Annotated in this window: 12 protein-coding genes and 1 tRNA gene; 5 read left to right on the top strand and 8 right to left on the bottom strand. The window is 35.3% G+C overall.

Annotated elements, in window-relative coordinates:
• Positions 1 to 164 precede the first annotated feature (164 nt).
• Positions 165 to 1,166: a recombinase RecA gene (gene recA / locus H5J24_RS01925; protein WP_068944644.1), complete on the top strand. Its 1,002-nt coding sequence runs from the start codon at positions 165 to 167 to the stop codon at positions 1,164 to 1,166.
• Positions 1,167 to 1,224: 58 nt separating this feature from the next.
• On the opposite strand, the gene H5J24_RS01920 is transcribed toward recA, so the two are convergent.
• Both H5J24_RS01920 and H5J24_RS01915 read right to left on the bottom strand, forming a co-directional pair.
• Entirely contained in the window at positions 1,225 to 2,685 is a 1,461-nt protein-coding gene (locus tag H5J24_RS01920) for a hypothetical protein (RefSeq protein ID WP_068944645.1), read from the bottom strand.
• A gap of 155 nt (positions 2,686 to 2,840) precedes the next feature.
• Positions 2,841 to 5,723: a S9 family peptidase gene (locus H5J24_RS01915; RefSeq protein WP_068944646.1), complete on the bottom strand. Its 2,883-nt coding sequence runs from the start codon at positions 5,721 to 5,723 to the stop codon at positions 2,841 to 2,843.
• 154 nt (positions 5,724 to 5,877) lie between these two features.
• On the opposite strand from H5J24_RS01915, the gene htpG reads away from it, so the two are divergent.
• Positions 5,878 to 7,770 carry a molecular chaperone HtpG gene (gene htpG, locus H5J24_RS01910; protein ID WP_068944647.1) on the top strand — a complete coding sequence of 631 codons (1,893 nt, stop codon included), beginning with the start codon at positions 5,878 to 5,880 and terminating at the stop codon, positions 7,768 to 7,770.
• A gap of 645 nt (positions 7,771 to 8,415) precedes the next feature.
• Positions 8,416 to 8,820 carry a helix-turn-helix transcriptional regulator gene (locus tag H5J24_RS01905; RefSeq protein WP_068944648.1) on the top strand — a complete coding sequence of 135 codons (405 nt, stop codon included), beginning with the start codon at positions 8,416 to 8,418 and terminating at the stop codon, positions 8,818 to 8,820.
• Between the two features lie 187 nt (positions 8,821 to 9,007).
• On the opposite strand, the gene H5J24_RS01900 is transcribed toward H5J24_RS01905, so the two are convergent.
• Positions 9,008 to 9,304, bottom strand: a complete 297-nt coding sequence (locus H5J24_RS01900) for an MGMT family protein (protein WP_068944649.1) — start codon at positions 9,302 to 9,304, stop codon at positions 9,008 to 9,010.
• Between the two features lie 88 nt (positions 9,305 to 9,392).
• On the opposite strand from H5J24_RS01900, the gene H5J24_RS01895 reads away from it, so the two are divergent.
• Positions 9,393 to 9,539 carry a hypothetical protein gene (locus H5J24_RS01895; protein WP_167387032.1) on the top strand — a complete coding sequence of 49 codons (147 nt, stop codon included), beginning with the start codon at positions 9,393 to 9,395 and terminating at the stop codon, positions 9,537 to 9,539.
• 496 nt (positions 9,540 to 10,035) lie between these two features.
• Here the strand turns inward: H5J24_RS01895 and H5J24_RS01890 are convergent, their stop codons facing one another.
• From H5J24_RS01890 to H5J24_RS01870, 5 genes are all read right to left on the bottom strand, one after another.
• Positions 10,036 to 11,010, bottom strand: coding sequence for a deoxyhypusine synthase family protein (locus H5J24_RS01890; RefSeq protein ID WP_045500886.1), 975 nt, complete (start codon positions 11,008 to 11,010; stop codon positions 10,036 to 10,038).
• A 527-nt stretch (positions 11,011 to 11,537) separates the two neighbouring features.
• Positions 11,538 to 11,918 (bottom strand): GreA/GreB family elongation factor, encoded by a 381-nt coding sequence (locus tag H5J24_RS01885; protein ID WP_068945200.1) that lies wholly within the window; start codon positions 11,916 to 11,918, stop codon positions 11,538 to 11,540.
• 297 nt (positions 11,919 to 12,215) lie between these two features.
• Positions 12,216 to 12,854 (bottom strand): outer membrane beta-barrel protein, encoded by a 639-nt coding sequence (locus H5J24_RS01880; protein WP_068944651.1) that lies wholly within the window; start codon positions 12,852 to 12,854, stop codon positions 12,216 to 12,218.
• Positions 12,748 to 13,293 (bottom strand): peptide chain release factor-like protein, encoded by a 546-nt coding sequence (locus tag H5J24_RS01875; RefSeq protein WP_346729943.1) that lies wholly within the window; start codon positions 13,291 to 13,293, stop codon positions 12,748 to 12,750. The genes H5J24_RS01880 and H5J24_RS01875 overlap by 107 nt, the downstream gene beginning before the upstream one ends.
• A gap of 35 nt (positions 13,294 to 13,328) precedes the next feature.
• Positions 13,329 to 14,363 carry an AMP-binding protein gene (locus H5J24_RS01870; RefSeq protein ID WP_068944653.1) on the bottom strand — a complete coding sequence of 345 codons (1,035 nt, stop codon included), beginning with the start codon at positions 14,361 to 14,363 and terminating at the stop codon, positions 13,329 to 13,331.
• A gap of 98 nt (positions 14,364 to 14,461) precedes the next feature.
• Here H5J24_RS01870 and H5J24_RS01865 point away from each other — a divergent pair.
• Positions 14,462 to 14,532: transfer RNA gene (locus H5J24_RS01865), tRNA-Gln, on the top strand.
• Positions 14,533 to 14,587 lie beyond the last annotated feature (55 nt).

Below are 14,587 nucleotides of genomic sequence, written 5' to 3'. Positions count from 1 at the left end.
TTTTTTCAGCACCCTTTATTCTTACCTCTCCCATCTATCTCGTTATGAAGAACATCAGCCATTCAATTTTATCATTTTTTAACTTTAAAAACCAGTTTCAAAGAGAAATAATATTAGTTTTTGATTGAGAAATTATGTATTTTTGAGAAATTATTTTAATAGAGATGAGTAACATTGATGATAAGAAAAAAGCACTCGCATTGGTGCTTGACAAGCTAGATAAAACATACGGAAAGGGAACAGTAATGACTTTAGGTGATGAATCTATAGACAATACAGTAGAGGTTATTCCTTCCGGATCTTTAGGATTAGATATCGCATTAGGTATAGGAGGATATCCAAAAGGAAGAATCATTGAAATATATGGTCCTGAATCTTCAGGTAAAACAACATTAACCCTTCATGCTATTGCTGAAGCTCAAAAAGCAGGTGGTATTGCGGCATTTATTGATGCTGAGCATGCTTTCGACAGAACTTATGCTGCAAAATTAGGAATCGATTTGGAAAATCTTATCATTTCTCAGCCGGACAATGGTGAGCAGGCATTAGAAATTGCTGATAACCTGATCCGTTCAGGAGCTATTGACATTGTTGTTATTGACTCTGTTGCAGCACTTACTCCAAAAGCGGAGATTGAAGGTGAAATGGGAGATTCTAAAATGGGTCTTCACGCAAGATTAATGTCTCAGGCATTAAGAAAATTAACCGCTACGATTTCAAGAACGAAGTGTACTGTAATCTTCATCAACCAATTAAGAGAAAAAATTGGTGTAATGTTCGGAAACCCTGAAACAACTACCGGTGGTAATGCTCTTAAATTTTACGCTTCTGTAAGAATTGATATCAGAAAAGCAAGTGCGCCAATTAAACAAGGTGACGAAGCGATCGGAAGCCGAGTGAAAGTGAAGATTGTGAAAAATAAAGTAGCTCCACCTTTCAAACAAGCAGAATTCGACATTATGTACGGTGAAGGAGTTTCTAAAGTTGGAGAAATCCTTGATACAGCAGTTGACATGGGAATTGTGAAAAAAAGCGGTTCTTGGTTCAGCTACGAAGAGTCTAAATTAGGCCAGGGACGTGATGCTGTAAAAGATGTTTTAAAAGACAATCCTGAACTTGCCGAGGAATTGGAAAACAAGATCAAAGAAGAGTTGAAAAACAAATAATAAATAAAAAACGGTCTGAATATAATCAGACCGTTTTTTTATTGTATCCCGATATTTATTATCCTATAATTTTTCCCTGCACCTGCATTGCACCTGCAACCTGCATTCCTACTGTAAGATTTTCAAATCTGATATTTTCTTTGTTCACAAAAGCATCAACGGTGAAGAAGTCTTCTGCTTCCGCATTGGTGATCAGTCTTAATTTCAGGATAAATCCTTTCACACTGCCATCCTCCAATACTTCAGTCTCCTGAATGTCAAGTACCTTACCAATAAAGTCGATGCATCCATAATCAGGAAGATCCTGGCTTGGCTTATAAGCTGTAAATTCCTCATCTGTTTTGGTTCCATCCGGTAAATCAAAGCTCTGATGAAGATCTAGTACGAAAATGATTCCGCTAACATTAATATTCAGTTTATTCTGCGTCAGATATTGGTTTTTGTTTTCTACATAATCTGTAGGAAAGAACCAAAGTCCAAAAGTATCTCTGGCCACCCCGCCTACAATAGCTTCATTGTTATCCACATTTTCCCATTCACGAATTTCTTTGGTCTCAAAATCAAGAGAGAAATCAGTTTTTACTTCAGGATAAATGGTATTAAAATCATCAGAAATAATGGTTCTGAATGTTACATCCTTAAATTCAGTATGCTTAGCCTTTTCCTCTGCGGGTATTTCATCTACTCTGCATAAAGCCATCGTTTCCATCAAATATTGTGAAAACTTTTGCTGAGTCTGGAAATTTTGAAAGCCAAAAATTCCGCCCCACATATTGGCAAGAGAATGAACATTTGATTTCTTCATAATGATTCCAGCCTCATTGGTAGCTTCAGGGCTTTTGATCTCCTCTCTGTTTGGAAAATAATCCTTCCCATCTACCAGCTGATTATTCATGATCTCATTATTTTCTTCATGAGAGAACTCAGCAAAACCTTTGAAAGTAACATTCTCATTCTCGAAAGTGTAAGGCAATGCAATATTTCCTTCTTCTCCATCATTAAAATGATAGGAAAGAGTAATGGCTTTTAGATCTTCCGGATTAACGGCTAATGCATGATTCCCATCATCATTAAACTGAGAATGATAAAGAATAGCATATGACTTGATTTTTCCTTCTTTCAACTCACTTTCAAACTTTTCTTTCATATTACTCAATACTACCTGAGGTGAAAGCCCATAAGTAGGATCTGTAATCATATAAGCGAATCCTTCTACTTCCCCACTCTCTTTTTCAAATGCTGAGATAGGAGCAAAGTCTCCTCTTAATTGAAGTGCAATAGAATACACGATATAATCACCATAAATCTTGATTTTTTCATATAATTCATTCACCTTTTTCTCTTCCGCAGGTTGTGGCTGTACAGGCATTTCCAATACTGTTTCCGGTATTGTTTCTACCACTTCTTCTTCCACGATCTGCTCTACTACTTTCTCCTCTGGCATCTCTTGCTGCTGAACCGGAGTACTGACATTTTCCTGTCTGTTGTCTTTCTTCTTAAAAAAATCAAAGATTCCCATATTGTTGTTAAAATTGGCGGTAAATATAATAAAAGCTCGCAATAGGCCCATCATAAAAAAAATGCCATTGTGTCAGTTTAAGATTTGCTAAGTTTTTCTGGGATACATTTAAAATAAAAAACTCGGCGGAGCCTTTGGCTCCGCCGAGTTTTTTATTAGTTAGGCTTATCATCCGTTAACTCAAATCCCCAATCTTTCCCTTTTTGGGTGGCCGGAATTCCTTTGGTCATCCAGACCGGAGCCTTAGCCCCTTTGAGATAATAATCAAAAAACTGCTGTTCGCGAATTTGAATATCTTTCCTGTTCTGGCGTTTTATCAGATTGTGATCATCACCATTATAATTCAGAAGCCATGCAGGTTTTCCGAGACGGCGCAATGCGGTAAACATTTCAATTCCCTGATACCATGGCACTGCACCATCCTGATCGTTACTCATAATGGCTACCGGAGTTTTTACTTTATCAATGGCAAAAAGCGGTGAATTTCTAATATATAGATCCGGCGCTTCCCATAAATTCTTTCCTAATCTACTTTGCGATTTTTCATACTGGAATTGTCTGTTCATACCAGATCCCCAACGAATTCCACCATAAGCGGAAGTCATATTCACAACAGGAGCACCAGTCCAGGCTGCTGCATACATATCCGTATGGGCAATCAGATACGCTACCTGATAACCGCCCCAACTTTGTCCCTGAATTCCAATTTTAGTACCATCTACCCAAGAGTTCTGCTTTAGTTTTTCAACTCCGGAATTAATATATTCCATCGCAGATTCTCCAGGGAAGCCGTCTTTATAAGAAATATCAGGAGTGAAAACCAAATATCCGTTGCTTACAAAATAAGAAATATTTAATCTTGAAGGGGTTGGAGATGGAGCTACATAACGGTTCAGATTATCTGAAAGTTTTTCATAGAAATAGACAATCATAGGGTACTTTTTATTCGGGTCAAAATTTTCTGGCTTGAATAAAACTCCTGTAGAAGTATTTCCTTTTGGTGTTGTCCAGTTGACCAATTCATCTGTCCCCCAATTATAAAGCTCTTGCTGTGGATTGGTATTGCTTAATTTTTCTTGTTTTGAGAAATCTGAGGTCGTAAAAATATTGGGTGAAGTTGTATACGACTCCTTTACAACAATATATTCTTCTGCATTTTTTGCTTTCTGAAGACTTCTATATCCCCAAACATCTTCCATTTGGATTTTTACGGGATCCGCATTCGACTGAATAGAGGTTTTAAAAATTCCGTTGGCTTTGGAAGTATTATCGAATGCTGATAAATAAATGGCTGACTTCCGGTTTAAGCTTTTAATATCTTTATCTAAATCATAAGTATCAAAGGTTATTTTATTTTTTCGTCCATATCCATTCGTAATATTTCTTGGTTTTTTCGAGCCATTCAGGAAAAATTCCCATAGATCATAACGATCTCTGATAATTACAGATTCATCCTTATCTGTCCAGGATGCAATCCCATAAGAGTACGGAAAATCCGGCATATCAAACTCTTCATCTACAAAAGAAACAGGCAATGTACTACTAAGAGGAAGTGTTTGTTTCGTTTTAACATTATAGCTCAGCCAGTGTCCTTTTTCTCTGTCAAAAATCACAACAAAGTTTCCAAGCGGAGATACGGCAACCGAACCATCCAGATTTTTAATAATTTCAGTTCTGTTTCCTGTCTTGTTATCAATCAGAAAATATGTTTTCTTTATGGAACCTTCCCATTGTGAAGGAATACGGTTATTCAAACTGGTAACTCCCAATGCAAAATCAGCATTTCCTTCGTTTACCACTCGTAAAGTATCTAAATCCTCACCATCAATATTTCTAAAGAAATCTGGTTTCTCTGTTTGCATGACTGCAGCATAAGATTTTTTCAGGTCATTTTTCAATTCTTTTAGCTGTACGGTTTGTAAATAGTCATCTCTGTAATTCCAGATATCTACCACAGCATGATCGTTTGCTATCATCGCAGTGTCTTTGGCAATAGGTTTTGGAGCTACCCCAAAATACAGTTGCTTTCCGTTTTTACTAAACAGGGGCAAACGGTTTTCAGAAACTACCCAATTCTTTTTCATTTGGGGATTTTCATTGGTTATGATTTCGTTTTTATTTCCTTTAAAATTAAAGTAATACAAATTGTACAGCTTTACCAGATCATTCTGAGCAGAAGAGGTTCCCACATAGGCCAATTGATTTCCATCTTCGTCAAAAGATAACTGTGAAAAGTCGCCTTCCATTTCAGAAATTTTAGTAACAGTTCCTTTCTGTAAATCTACTACCTGTACAGTTTCAAGCGCATATTTCTTTGGTTTAGATTTGTCTGTATCTTTTTTATCTGCAGCTTTATCTTCCGTTGAATCTTTTCCTTCTTTTTTATCCTTTTTTTCGTCCGGCTTCTTGGTTACAAAAGCAAGCTGTTTCCCATTTTTACTAAACTCATAACGGATTACATTATCATACGTTGTACTTTTTCCATCCAGAAGATTTCGTACTACCAACTGCAATGGTTTTACATTTTTATCTTCCTCCTTATTTTCGTCATTGTCATCCTTATCTGCAGATTTATCTTTGGTATCTTCCAGAAGATAAGCAACGTAAGAACCAGCTTTTTCGGGAATTTTAAACGTTTTGACATTAGGAATTTTTTCTGTTTGCCCATTTAAAACATCTACAATAGCAAGACTGTCTTTTGTAAGCTTATTTTTTTTTAGCTTTTTATCTTTTACCGCTTTTATATCTTTATACAATGGGCGGATCTGAAAAACAGCAAACCTGGAATCATTCGTAAAATCTACTTTTGTCCCCCTGGTAAACGTCTTCGATGTTTTATTTTTAACAGAATATAAAAAAAGGTTAGGGTTTCCTTCCTGAACATCTACAGAATAGGCAATCCATTTTCCATCATTTGAGATTTTTCTCGAACCTATATTTTGCCAATTGTCATAGACAGAATGGTCCAAAGGTTTCTTCTGCCCATAGAGACTGCAAGCCATGATGAACAGAATAAAAATTGTACATTTCAACTTCATTTTAAAAAATTTTTAAGGATTAAAAATAGGATATTTCTTTGACAAATCCTCATAACTTCCCGTTTATAACTATCGAAAAAATGTCATTCTGTCACTTTCTGCCCGATGGTATTTTTTTTGAGAAAGATTTGAAAATTAAAAAATCTAAAATATTATGACGAAAGGAAATATTAATGTATCGGTGGAAAATATTTTCCCACTTATTAAAAAGTTTCTTTATAGTGACCACGAAATATTCTTAAGAGAGCTGATTTCTAACGCTACGGATGCTACTTTAAAGCTAAAACATTTAACAAGTATTGGTGAAGCAAAAGTAGAATATGGAAATCCTAAGCTTGAAGTTAAAATTGATAAAGAACAAAAAACATTACACATCATCGATCAAGGGATTGGTATGACCGGTGAAGAGGTTGAAAAATATATCAACCAGGTGGCATTCTCAGGAGCTGAAGAGTTTTTAGAGAAATATAAAGATACGGCAAAGGATTCTGGAATTATCGGACACTTCGGTCTTGGATTCTACTCTGCTTTCATGGTAGCTGAAAAAGTAGAAATTCTTACAAAATCTTACAAAGATGAACCAGCTGTAAGATGGATCTGTGACGGAAGCCCTGAGTTTACTCTTGAAGAAACAACTGACAAGACAGATAGAGGAACTGAAATCATTCTTCACATTGCTGAAGATTCTGTAGAGTTTTTAGAAGAAACAAAAATTCGTGAACTGTTATTAAAGTATAACAAATTCATGCCTGTTCCTATTAAATTCGGAACAAAAACACATACGCTTCCTTTACCGGAAGATGCTCCGGAAGATGCTGTTGCTGAAACTGAAGAAGTAGACAACATTATCAACAATCCTACTCCGGCATGGACCATCGCTCCAAGTGATCTTACTAATGAAGATTATATGAAGTTCTACCACGAACTGTATCCAATGCAGTTTGAAGAACCTTTATTTCACATTCACCTGAACGTAGACTATCCTTTCAATCTTACGGGGGTTTTATTCTTCCCTAAACTAAGCAACAACTTAAATATTGATAAAGATAAGATCCAGTTATACCAAAATCAGGTATTTGTAACCGATGAGGTAAAAGGTATCGTTCCGGATTTCCTAATGCTTTTAAGAGGGGTAATTGATTCTCCGGATATCCCGTTGAATGTATCCCGTTCTTATCTTCAGGCTGATGGCGCTGTAAAGAAAATCTCTTCTTACATCACGAAAAAAGTAGCAGATAAAATGGCTTCTTTAATCAATGAAAACCGTGAAGATTACGAACAAAAATGGAATGACATTAAAGTAGTCATCGAATACGGAGTTGTTACAGAAGAGAAATTTGCTGAAAAAGCCGACAAATTCACTTTATACCCAACAACTGACGGAAAATTCTTCCTTTGGAATGAATTGGTTGATAAAATCACCGCTACACAAACGGATAAAGACAACAAGCTTGTAATTCTTTATGCAACCAATGCCGATGAGCAGCACAGCTATATTCAATCTGCAAAAGATAAAGGATATGAAGTTCTGTTATTAGATTCTCCAATCATTTCTCACGTTATCCAGAAGCTTGAAACTACAAAGGAAAATATTTCATTTGCAAGAGTAGACGCTGATCACATCAACAACCTTATCAAGAAAGATGAGCCAGTTATTTCAAAACTAAATGAAACTGAAAAAGAGTCTTTAAAAAAGAACGTAGAAGAAGCCATCCAGGATTCTAAATTCACCGTTCAGCTTGAAGACCTTGACAGCAGTGATGCTCCATTTACCATTACTCAGCCTGAGTTTATGAGGAGAATGAAAGAAATGCAGGCAACCGGCGGTGGCGGTATGTTTGGAATGGGTGGTTTCCCTGAAATGTACAACTTAGTGGTAAATTCCAACAGTGAACTGTCTAATCAGATCTTGAAAACTGAGAATACTGAGGAAAAGAAAAGCTTAATTAAACATGCTTTAGATCTTGCCAAGCTATCTCAAAATCTATTGAAAGGAAAAGACCTTACTGATTTTATACAAAGGAGCTATAAGCAACTTGAAAAATAATATACTGAAGACTGTTTCGAATGAGACAGTCTTTTTTTGTATTATAATGTTGGAAACGCTAAGGCGCAAATTCTTTTACATACATGATGTTCTTAAGGCGCAAGATTTTTATCTACGATAAAATTGTAGACCGCTGAATATTGCTACGAATGCACGAATTTTTTATTATACCTATAACCTACGTGGCGAAAGATTTAATAAAAAATTCGTGTATTCTTGGCTAAAAAGTATCAGCATAATTCTTGCTGAAGATCTTTGATCTTCTTGCGTCTTAAAATATACATAATCTTAGTAATGCCTTTGCGCCTTAGCGTCCATCCAACATTAAAATCATTATAAAAACATCCTATCATCTATTTTTTGACATAAAAGTCACAAAAGATTTTAAACACTTTAGTTTATTTTAGTGATAAGCTAGATGTTGAGAAGAGCACTTAAGTTTTAAATATCTTTGATTTTCTACTGATGTGAACTTTTAAACAATATTATTTTAAACTTTCCTGAATGAGCCAAACTGTGTAACCATAAAGCTTTTGTGCCTTTTGTGGTTCATATTCTCTGAATAGTGAAAATTCATCTGCTGTTTTTTCAGTTTTCTATTGTATACATTGTGCTTTTTTGCCATTTTTGTATAAAATGTCGGTCATGCAAAAAGAAAAATTACGTCTTATCAGAAAGCAAAAAGGATATACTCAGCAACAGGTAGCTGATTACATCGCTACGGATGTATCTAACTATAGCAGAAAAGAAAGTGGGGATGTAAGAATCATTCAGGATGAATGGGATAAACTTGCCCGTTTCTTAGAAGTACCGGTTGAAGATATTTATGAAGAAGAGACAGCTCCAGTAGTTGTGAATAATGATCATCCTGTATTTAATGATAGATCTACTTCTGCAGGACTAATTAATAACCAGAATAATTATGATAATATTCCAGGGGCTGTTATTGAAAACTTACAGGGATATATTGCATTATTAAAAGAAGAAAACGCAAGGCTTAAAGAAGAATTAAAAGGCCCTCAACCTCCTTCAACAAGAGCAAAGAAATAATAATACAGTTTTAGGCTGCAAAATATTTGTATCACTCATATCAATGGTATGGGTGATATTTTTTATTTAGAAATCTGTGAGATCTGCGTAATCTGTGGGAATTATTTTAACGCAAAGTTTTCAAAAACACTTACTTTTTTGCTACGAATGCGCGAATTTATATTTATTGAAAAAATTTCACGAATAGCTATAATTCATTCATAGGATCCCAGAACAGTTTTTTAAACCCTTTTATTCTTAAGTTTTCCACAGTAATCCCTTCAGCTTCCAATTTCTTCTGGAACTCCGGAACAGATAATGTTCCTGAACTTGAAATAACACGATGTGCAGGAACATCTTCAGGACAGCCACCCATCGCTTTTCCGACATGGCGGGAGTGATTAGGATACCCTACGGCTTTCGCTATAGCACCATATGTAGAAACTCTTCCCTTGGGGATAAGCCTCGCTACTTCATATACCTGTTGTTTGAAAATTTCATCCATATTTTCAGATCTTGAGGGGGAATATTTAATTTTTGCATCATTTTTGAACTCTTATAGTATCAATGATGTTTCATTAAAAGATAAAGATATGAAAAAATCATTTTTCCATTTACTGAATGTAATTAATAAAAAGGTTCTTCCAAAGCTCAGTAATAAGGACCCAAACAAGCTGACAAAAGTTGAAAAAGGAATTCTGGCGTATCGCTATTTTGTGCTGGTTAATTCTTTGGATTGATTTTATTTCAATCAATTTTCACAGATCTCGATTAGAATAAATCTATTGACTCGCAGATTTAGCGGATAATGCTGAGTTTATTTTATATTAATCTCAGTTTGTTGGAAATCGCTAAGACGCAAGTTTCTTTTACCTGCATAATGCTTTAAGGCGCAAGATTTTTATCTTCGATAAAATTGTATAATGTTGAATATTGCCACGAATAATGATACTTATTACCTATGTGGTTCAATTTTTTTAAACCACATAGGCACATAGAATATTACACTTCATATATTCGTGCATCCGTGGCAAAAATATCTACGTGGTCGTTGCTGACCTTAATTCTTACGCTACTGATAAAATATTTGTGTCTTACAGTTTATAACCCCATTAAAGAGAATCTGTGTCATCTGCAAAATCTGCGAGAGCTAAAAAGAGCATCAGAGGTTTAAATAAAAAAAGCGCTCCAAAAAATTGAAGCGCTCCTATGTAATCTCGTAAAAGAGTTTATTTCTTAAGCATTCTCTAAAATATAAGAGAACATTAATGGTGCACAGATTGTTGCATCACTTTCAACGATAAACTTCGGTGTAGTGATATCTAATTTACCCCAAGTGATTTTCTCATTTGGAACAGCTCCTGAATAAGAACCGTAAGAAGTAGTAGAATCAGAAATCTGGCAGAAGTAAGACCAGAATGGAATGTCATGCATTTCCATATCCTGATACAGCATTGGCACTACACAGATAGGGAAATCTCCTGCAATACCTCCACCAATCTGGAAGAATCCAACTCCTTTCCCTGCTGAGTTTTTAGTATACCAATCTGCAAGGTAAGTCATGTATTCGATACCTGATTTCATTGTAGTAGCCTTAAGCTCTCCTTTGATACAGTAAGAAGCGAAGATGTTACCCATTGTAGAATCTTCCCATCCCGGAACTACGATTGGTAAATTTGCTTCTGCAGCAGCAATCATCCAAGAGTTTTCTCTAGGAATTTCATAGTACTGCTCCAATACTCCTGAAAGGATCATTTTATACATGAATTCGTGTGGGAAATATCTTTCACCTTTAGCTTCAGCATCTTTCCAGATTTCCACGATGTGCTTCTGTAATCTTCTGAAAGCTTCTTCTTCAGGGATACAAGTATCGGTAACTCTGTTCAGACCTCTTTCCAAAAGATCCCACTCATCCTGAGCAGTTAAATCTCTGTAATGAGGAACTCTTTCATAGTGAGAGTGTGCTACAAGATTCATTAAATCTTCTTCAAGGTTTGCTCCTGTACAAGAGATAAAGTCTACTTTACCCTGACGGATCATTTCAGCAAGAATCTTCCCTAATTCAGCAGTAGACATTGCTCCTGCTAAAGTAATCATCATTTTTCCGCCATCTTTAAGATGTGCAACATATCCTTTAGAAGCATCCACCAATGCAGCTGCGTTGAAGTGCAGGTAATACTTTTCTATGAATTCAGTTATCGGTTTGCTCATTTTTTTAATTTTTGCAAAGATAAAACTTAAAAACGGAATGCAGCCCAAGCACTTGAAGAAAGTCTCATATCAAGATGTTTTTTTATCATTTGTTAAATAATCAGGCTAAAACTTATACTAGGGTATATTTTGTTGGATAAACGCGAAGGCGCAAAGGCCTTATCAGGATTATGTATATTTTAAGGCGCAAGAAGATCAAAAGATCTTCAGCAAGAATAATACTTATTTTTAGCCACGAATGCACGAATTTCTTTTATAAATGCTTTTTATATTAAATCCAACAACTCCTTATCTTCTCTAAAATCTATGTGCCTATGTGGTTTAAAATCTTTTATCAAATAGGCACATAAATGACAATGTAATTAAAATTATTCGTGTACTCGTGGAATTTTTCAATGGTATACAATTTTATCGCAGGTAAAAAACTTGCGCCTTAGCGTTTTCCAACATTTTTATCTCAAGAAACAGAAAACGCAGCCCAAAATGGACCACGTCTTCTTCGTAAATTCAACCCTATATGACAAGTGTTATCCTTCCCAGGCTTCCACTTTTACAATTTCAATTTTTCTTTCCCCTTCTCTGAAAGGCCAGTCGATGATATCACCAACTTTATACCCCACTACAGCCAAAGCTATATTTGAAAGAATGGAATGTTTATTCTTCTTAAGCTTTTCTCTGGTAGAAGGCACAAAAATATATTCATGCTCAAAATCCAGGGTGTGATCTTTTAAAGTCACTTTTCTGTTAACTGTTACAATATCTTCTGGCAGATCTCTTCTTAGCACCTGCTTGGCTTTTCTCAGTTCATCAGCCAATCTTTTCTCTTCTTCGATGCTTACTTTTTTTCTTCTGAGTGTATCTTTTATAGCATCATAAATTCCAGTGGTTACCGTAATATGATCGGACATGTTTTCAATTTTTAAGATTAGAAATGCAGTATTCCAGAACGATCCAATGTAGAATTCAGACATAAACCTGTCTCCTTCCATAGAAAACCGCAAAAAAATAATAAATAAAAATCCGGAATAATTTCCCTGTCTTGGATCCTGACAGGGCTTAATTGATAAAGTCCTTGGAACTTTTCAGAAAAGAATCAGTATGTAAATACAGTAATGACAGCAACAATCCTGTTCCTCTGCGTTGTGCCGATAAAAAGATGGTTGCTGTCATTATAATGTTGTTGTTAATTCTAACAAAGATAGAACTTAAAAATGAAATGTAGCAACTCCACTTAAAGAAACTCTGGTTAACCCTTCTTTTGCATCTCCTAACTCAACTGTTGTTTCGTTAATTTTCATTTTGGTTAATGTTCCTGCTGTCACACTTAATTTAGGTCCAATAAAAATATTTTTAGACAAAGCGTATTGATATCCAAAACCGGCATCTAATCCCAGACTAGATCCTGTTCCTTTTACATTACCCGTTTTTGTGGTATAGGAAATAATCCCTAGTGAGCCATCAACAAACAATTTATGTTTTGTTGGATCATTATAATTGGAATACATGATGGAAGTCCCAATAAAAGTAATATTATCTGTTGTACTTACAGGTACAAAGATAGTCCCCCTTTGAGAATTATTCACAGCTATCATTCCATTGCTTGATGCGTTGTAATTTGAAAACTTTAACCCAATTCCCACCTTATTGATGTGATAATAGGCCGAAAGATCAAAATGAAGTCCGCTTTTTAATCCTTTGATGTAATCTTTTTCCTGTTTTGAAAATCCTGAAGGGGTTTCAGCAACTCTCCACGCATATCCAACGGAAGGGACAAATGAAATTTTTTGGGCAAAAGAAAATAAAGAAGTCGAAATAGCTCCCAATAGCATTAGTTTTTTGATCATTTTTGAAAAATTTCCGCCAAAAATAAGGCTTTCCAGGGAGCAGACAACTAAAATTTAAATCTCCTGTTTTCTTTTTTATCAGAAAGCTTCTTTTTGCTATCCAATCTCTTTTGTTTTTGGGCTCTTGAAGGTTTCGTAGCAGTTCTTTTTTAGGAACAATCAAAGATTTATTTACGATTTCCGTTATTTTTTCGATCGCTTTATTTTTATTCATCAGCTGGGTCCTGCTTTCTGAAACTGTTAGAAATAAAAATCCATCTGCATTGATTCTGTTTTTAAGCTTTTCCTGAATCAATGTTTTTTCATCATCATTGAAAAATTCAGAAGCCATAACTTTCCAAAGTACAGTTACCGAAGTCTCGACTTTATTGACATTCTGCCCTCCCGCTCCACTGCTGCGAGAAGTTTTGAAACTGAGTTCTTTTGAAAATTCTTTCATTGTTTTTAAATTTTGAGAATTGGCACTATGCAATCCTACTTCTTATTTTTTTCACTGACAAGTTTATATAGCTCCATTCTGCTCACTTTCCCATTAGGGGTTCTTGGTATTTCATCGATAAAAATAATTTCTTTTGGTTTGTGGAAGTTCTTATCAAAATCAACTTCTGAAATTTTTTGAATAACCTCATCTGATGGACTTCCTTCAATGACCAAAATCAATTTCTGGCCCAAACTTTCATCGGGTAAACCTACAAAGATAGCCTCATTAGGAATTTCTTTTTTAACCAATTTCTCTAATGCTTCCGGAAAAATTTTTGCCCCACCGGAATTAATTACGTTATCTATTCGTCCCAGAAATTTAAATTGTTTATCATTTTTAATCTCAACTAAATCATTAGTTACCAGCAGTTCAGCATTCACATTAGGAGCAAAGATACTCAGGCAACCCCTTTCATCCAGGGAAATGGAGACATTTTCAAAAACGGTGAAATAGTCTTCCGGTTCAGGCATGAGTTGCTTCAAACCGATATGAGAAAGTGTTTCAGACATTCCATAGGTTTCAAAGATTCGGTTTGAACGGTTCAGATTCATCTGAAGAATCTTACTTTTCAAACTTTCAGAAACAGCGGCACCCCCAATAATCAAATTTCTGATTAAATGCAATTTGTCCAATGAATTCTCTACTTGAAGTGGAGTCATTGCACAAAAATCGACTTCCTGCTCCAGATTTTCAACAGGTCGTAACGACGGTTCGCTCACTATTAACCTGAGTTTTCTTTGCATAGAGCGTACCACCATCATTTTACCGGAAATATATTCTACCGGCAGGCATAATAATGCAGTATCTCCTTCTTTCAGCCCTAAAAAATTGCAGGTCATTACCGCAGAATTAATCATTTTCTGTTTTTCGATCCCAAAGATTTTAGGTACTCCTGTAGAACCGGAAGTCTGTACTTTTACAGTTTCTCCTTCAGAAGTCCATTCTTCTATAAAATTTTCAACTTTTTTTTCAAATTCCGATTTAAAGGATAATTGATTAATATTGAGATTATTGAAATCTATCAGCATGTTTTCAGTAAATAAAATCTACAGTAAATTTAAAAAAAAATTCAAAAAGTTCTTGCATCTAAAGAAAAAAGCTGTAAATTTGCACCACTAAAACAAACAGACTCATGGTGTAGCGGTAACACTACTGATTTTGGTTCAGTCATCTGGGGTTCGAATCCCTGTGAGTCTACAAACCACTCTTTTTAAGGGTGGTTTTTGTTTTTATAATGATTCATAAAAAAACA

It is taken from the genome of Chryseobacterium capnotolerans (assembly GCF_021278965.1).
In the GTDB taxonomy this organism is placed as follows: domain Bacteria; phylum Bacteroidota; class Bacteroidia; order Flavobacteriales; family Weeksellaceae; genus Chryseobacterium; species Chryseobacterium capnotolerans.
This window is presented reverse-complemented; position numbering and strand designations above follow the sequence as displayed.

Bases quoted from the DNA above. Each gene is read 5' to 3' on its own strand.
- recA (WP_068944644.1), top strand. From the start codon at position 165: ATGAGTAACATTGATGATAAGAAAAAAGCACTCGCATTGGTGCTTGAC.
- H5J24_RS01920 (WP_068944645.1), bottom strand. From the start codon at position 2,685: ATGGGAATCTTTGATTTTTTTAAGAAGAAAGACAACAGACAGGAAAAT.
- H5J24_RS01915 (WP_068944646.1), bottom strand. From the start codon at position 5,723: ATGAAGTTGAAATGTACAATTTTTATTCTGTTCATCATGGCTTGCAGT.
- htpG (WP_068944647.1), top strand. From the start codon at position 5,878: ATGACGAAAGGAAATATTAATGTATCGGTGGAAAATATTTTCCCACTT.
- H5J24_RS01905 (WP_068944648.1), top strand. From the start codon at position 8,416: ATGCAAAAAGAAAAATTACGTCTTATCAGAAAGCAAAAAGGATATACT.
- H5J24_RS01900 (WP_068944649.1), bottom strand. From the start codon at position 9,304: ATGGATGAAATTTTCAAACAACAGGTATATGAAGTAGCGAGGCTTATC.
- H5J24_RS01895 (WP_167387032.1), top strand. From the start codon at position 9,393: ATGAAAAAATCATTTTTCCATTTACTGAATGTAATTAATAAAAAGGTT.
- H5J24_RS01890 (WP_045500886.1), bottom strand. From the start codon at position 11,010: ATGAGCAAACCGATAACTGAATTCATAGAAAAGTATTACCTGCACTTC.
- H5J24_RS01885 (WP_068945200.1), bottom strand. From the start codon at position 11,918: ATGTCCGATCATATTACGGTAACCACTGGAATTTATGATGCTATAAAA.
- H5J24_RS01880 (WP_068944651.1), bottom strand. From the start codon at position 12,854: ATGATCAAAAAACTAATGCTATTGGGAGCTATTTCGACTTCTTTATTT.
- H5J24_RS01875 (WP_346729943.1), bottom strand. From the start codon at position 13,293: ATGAAAGAATTTTCAAAAGAACTCAGTTTCAAAACTTCTCGCAGCAGT.
- H5J24_RS01870 (WP_068944653.1), bottom strand. From the start codon at position 14,363: ATGCTGATAGATTTCAATAATCTCAATATTAATCAATTATCCTTTAAA.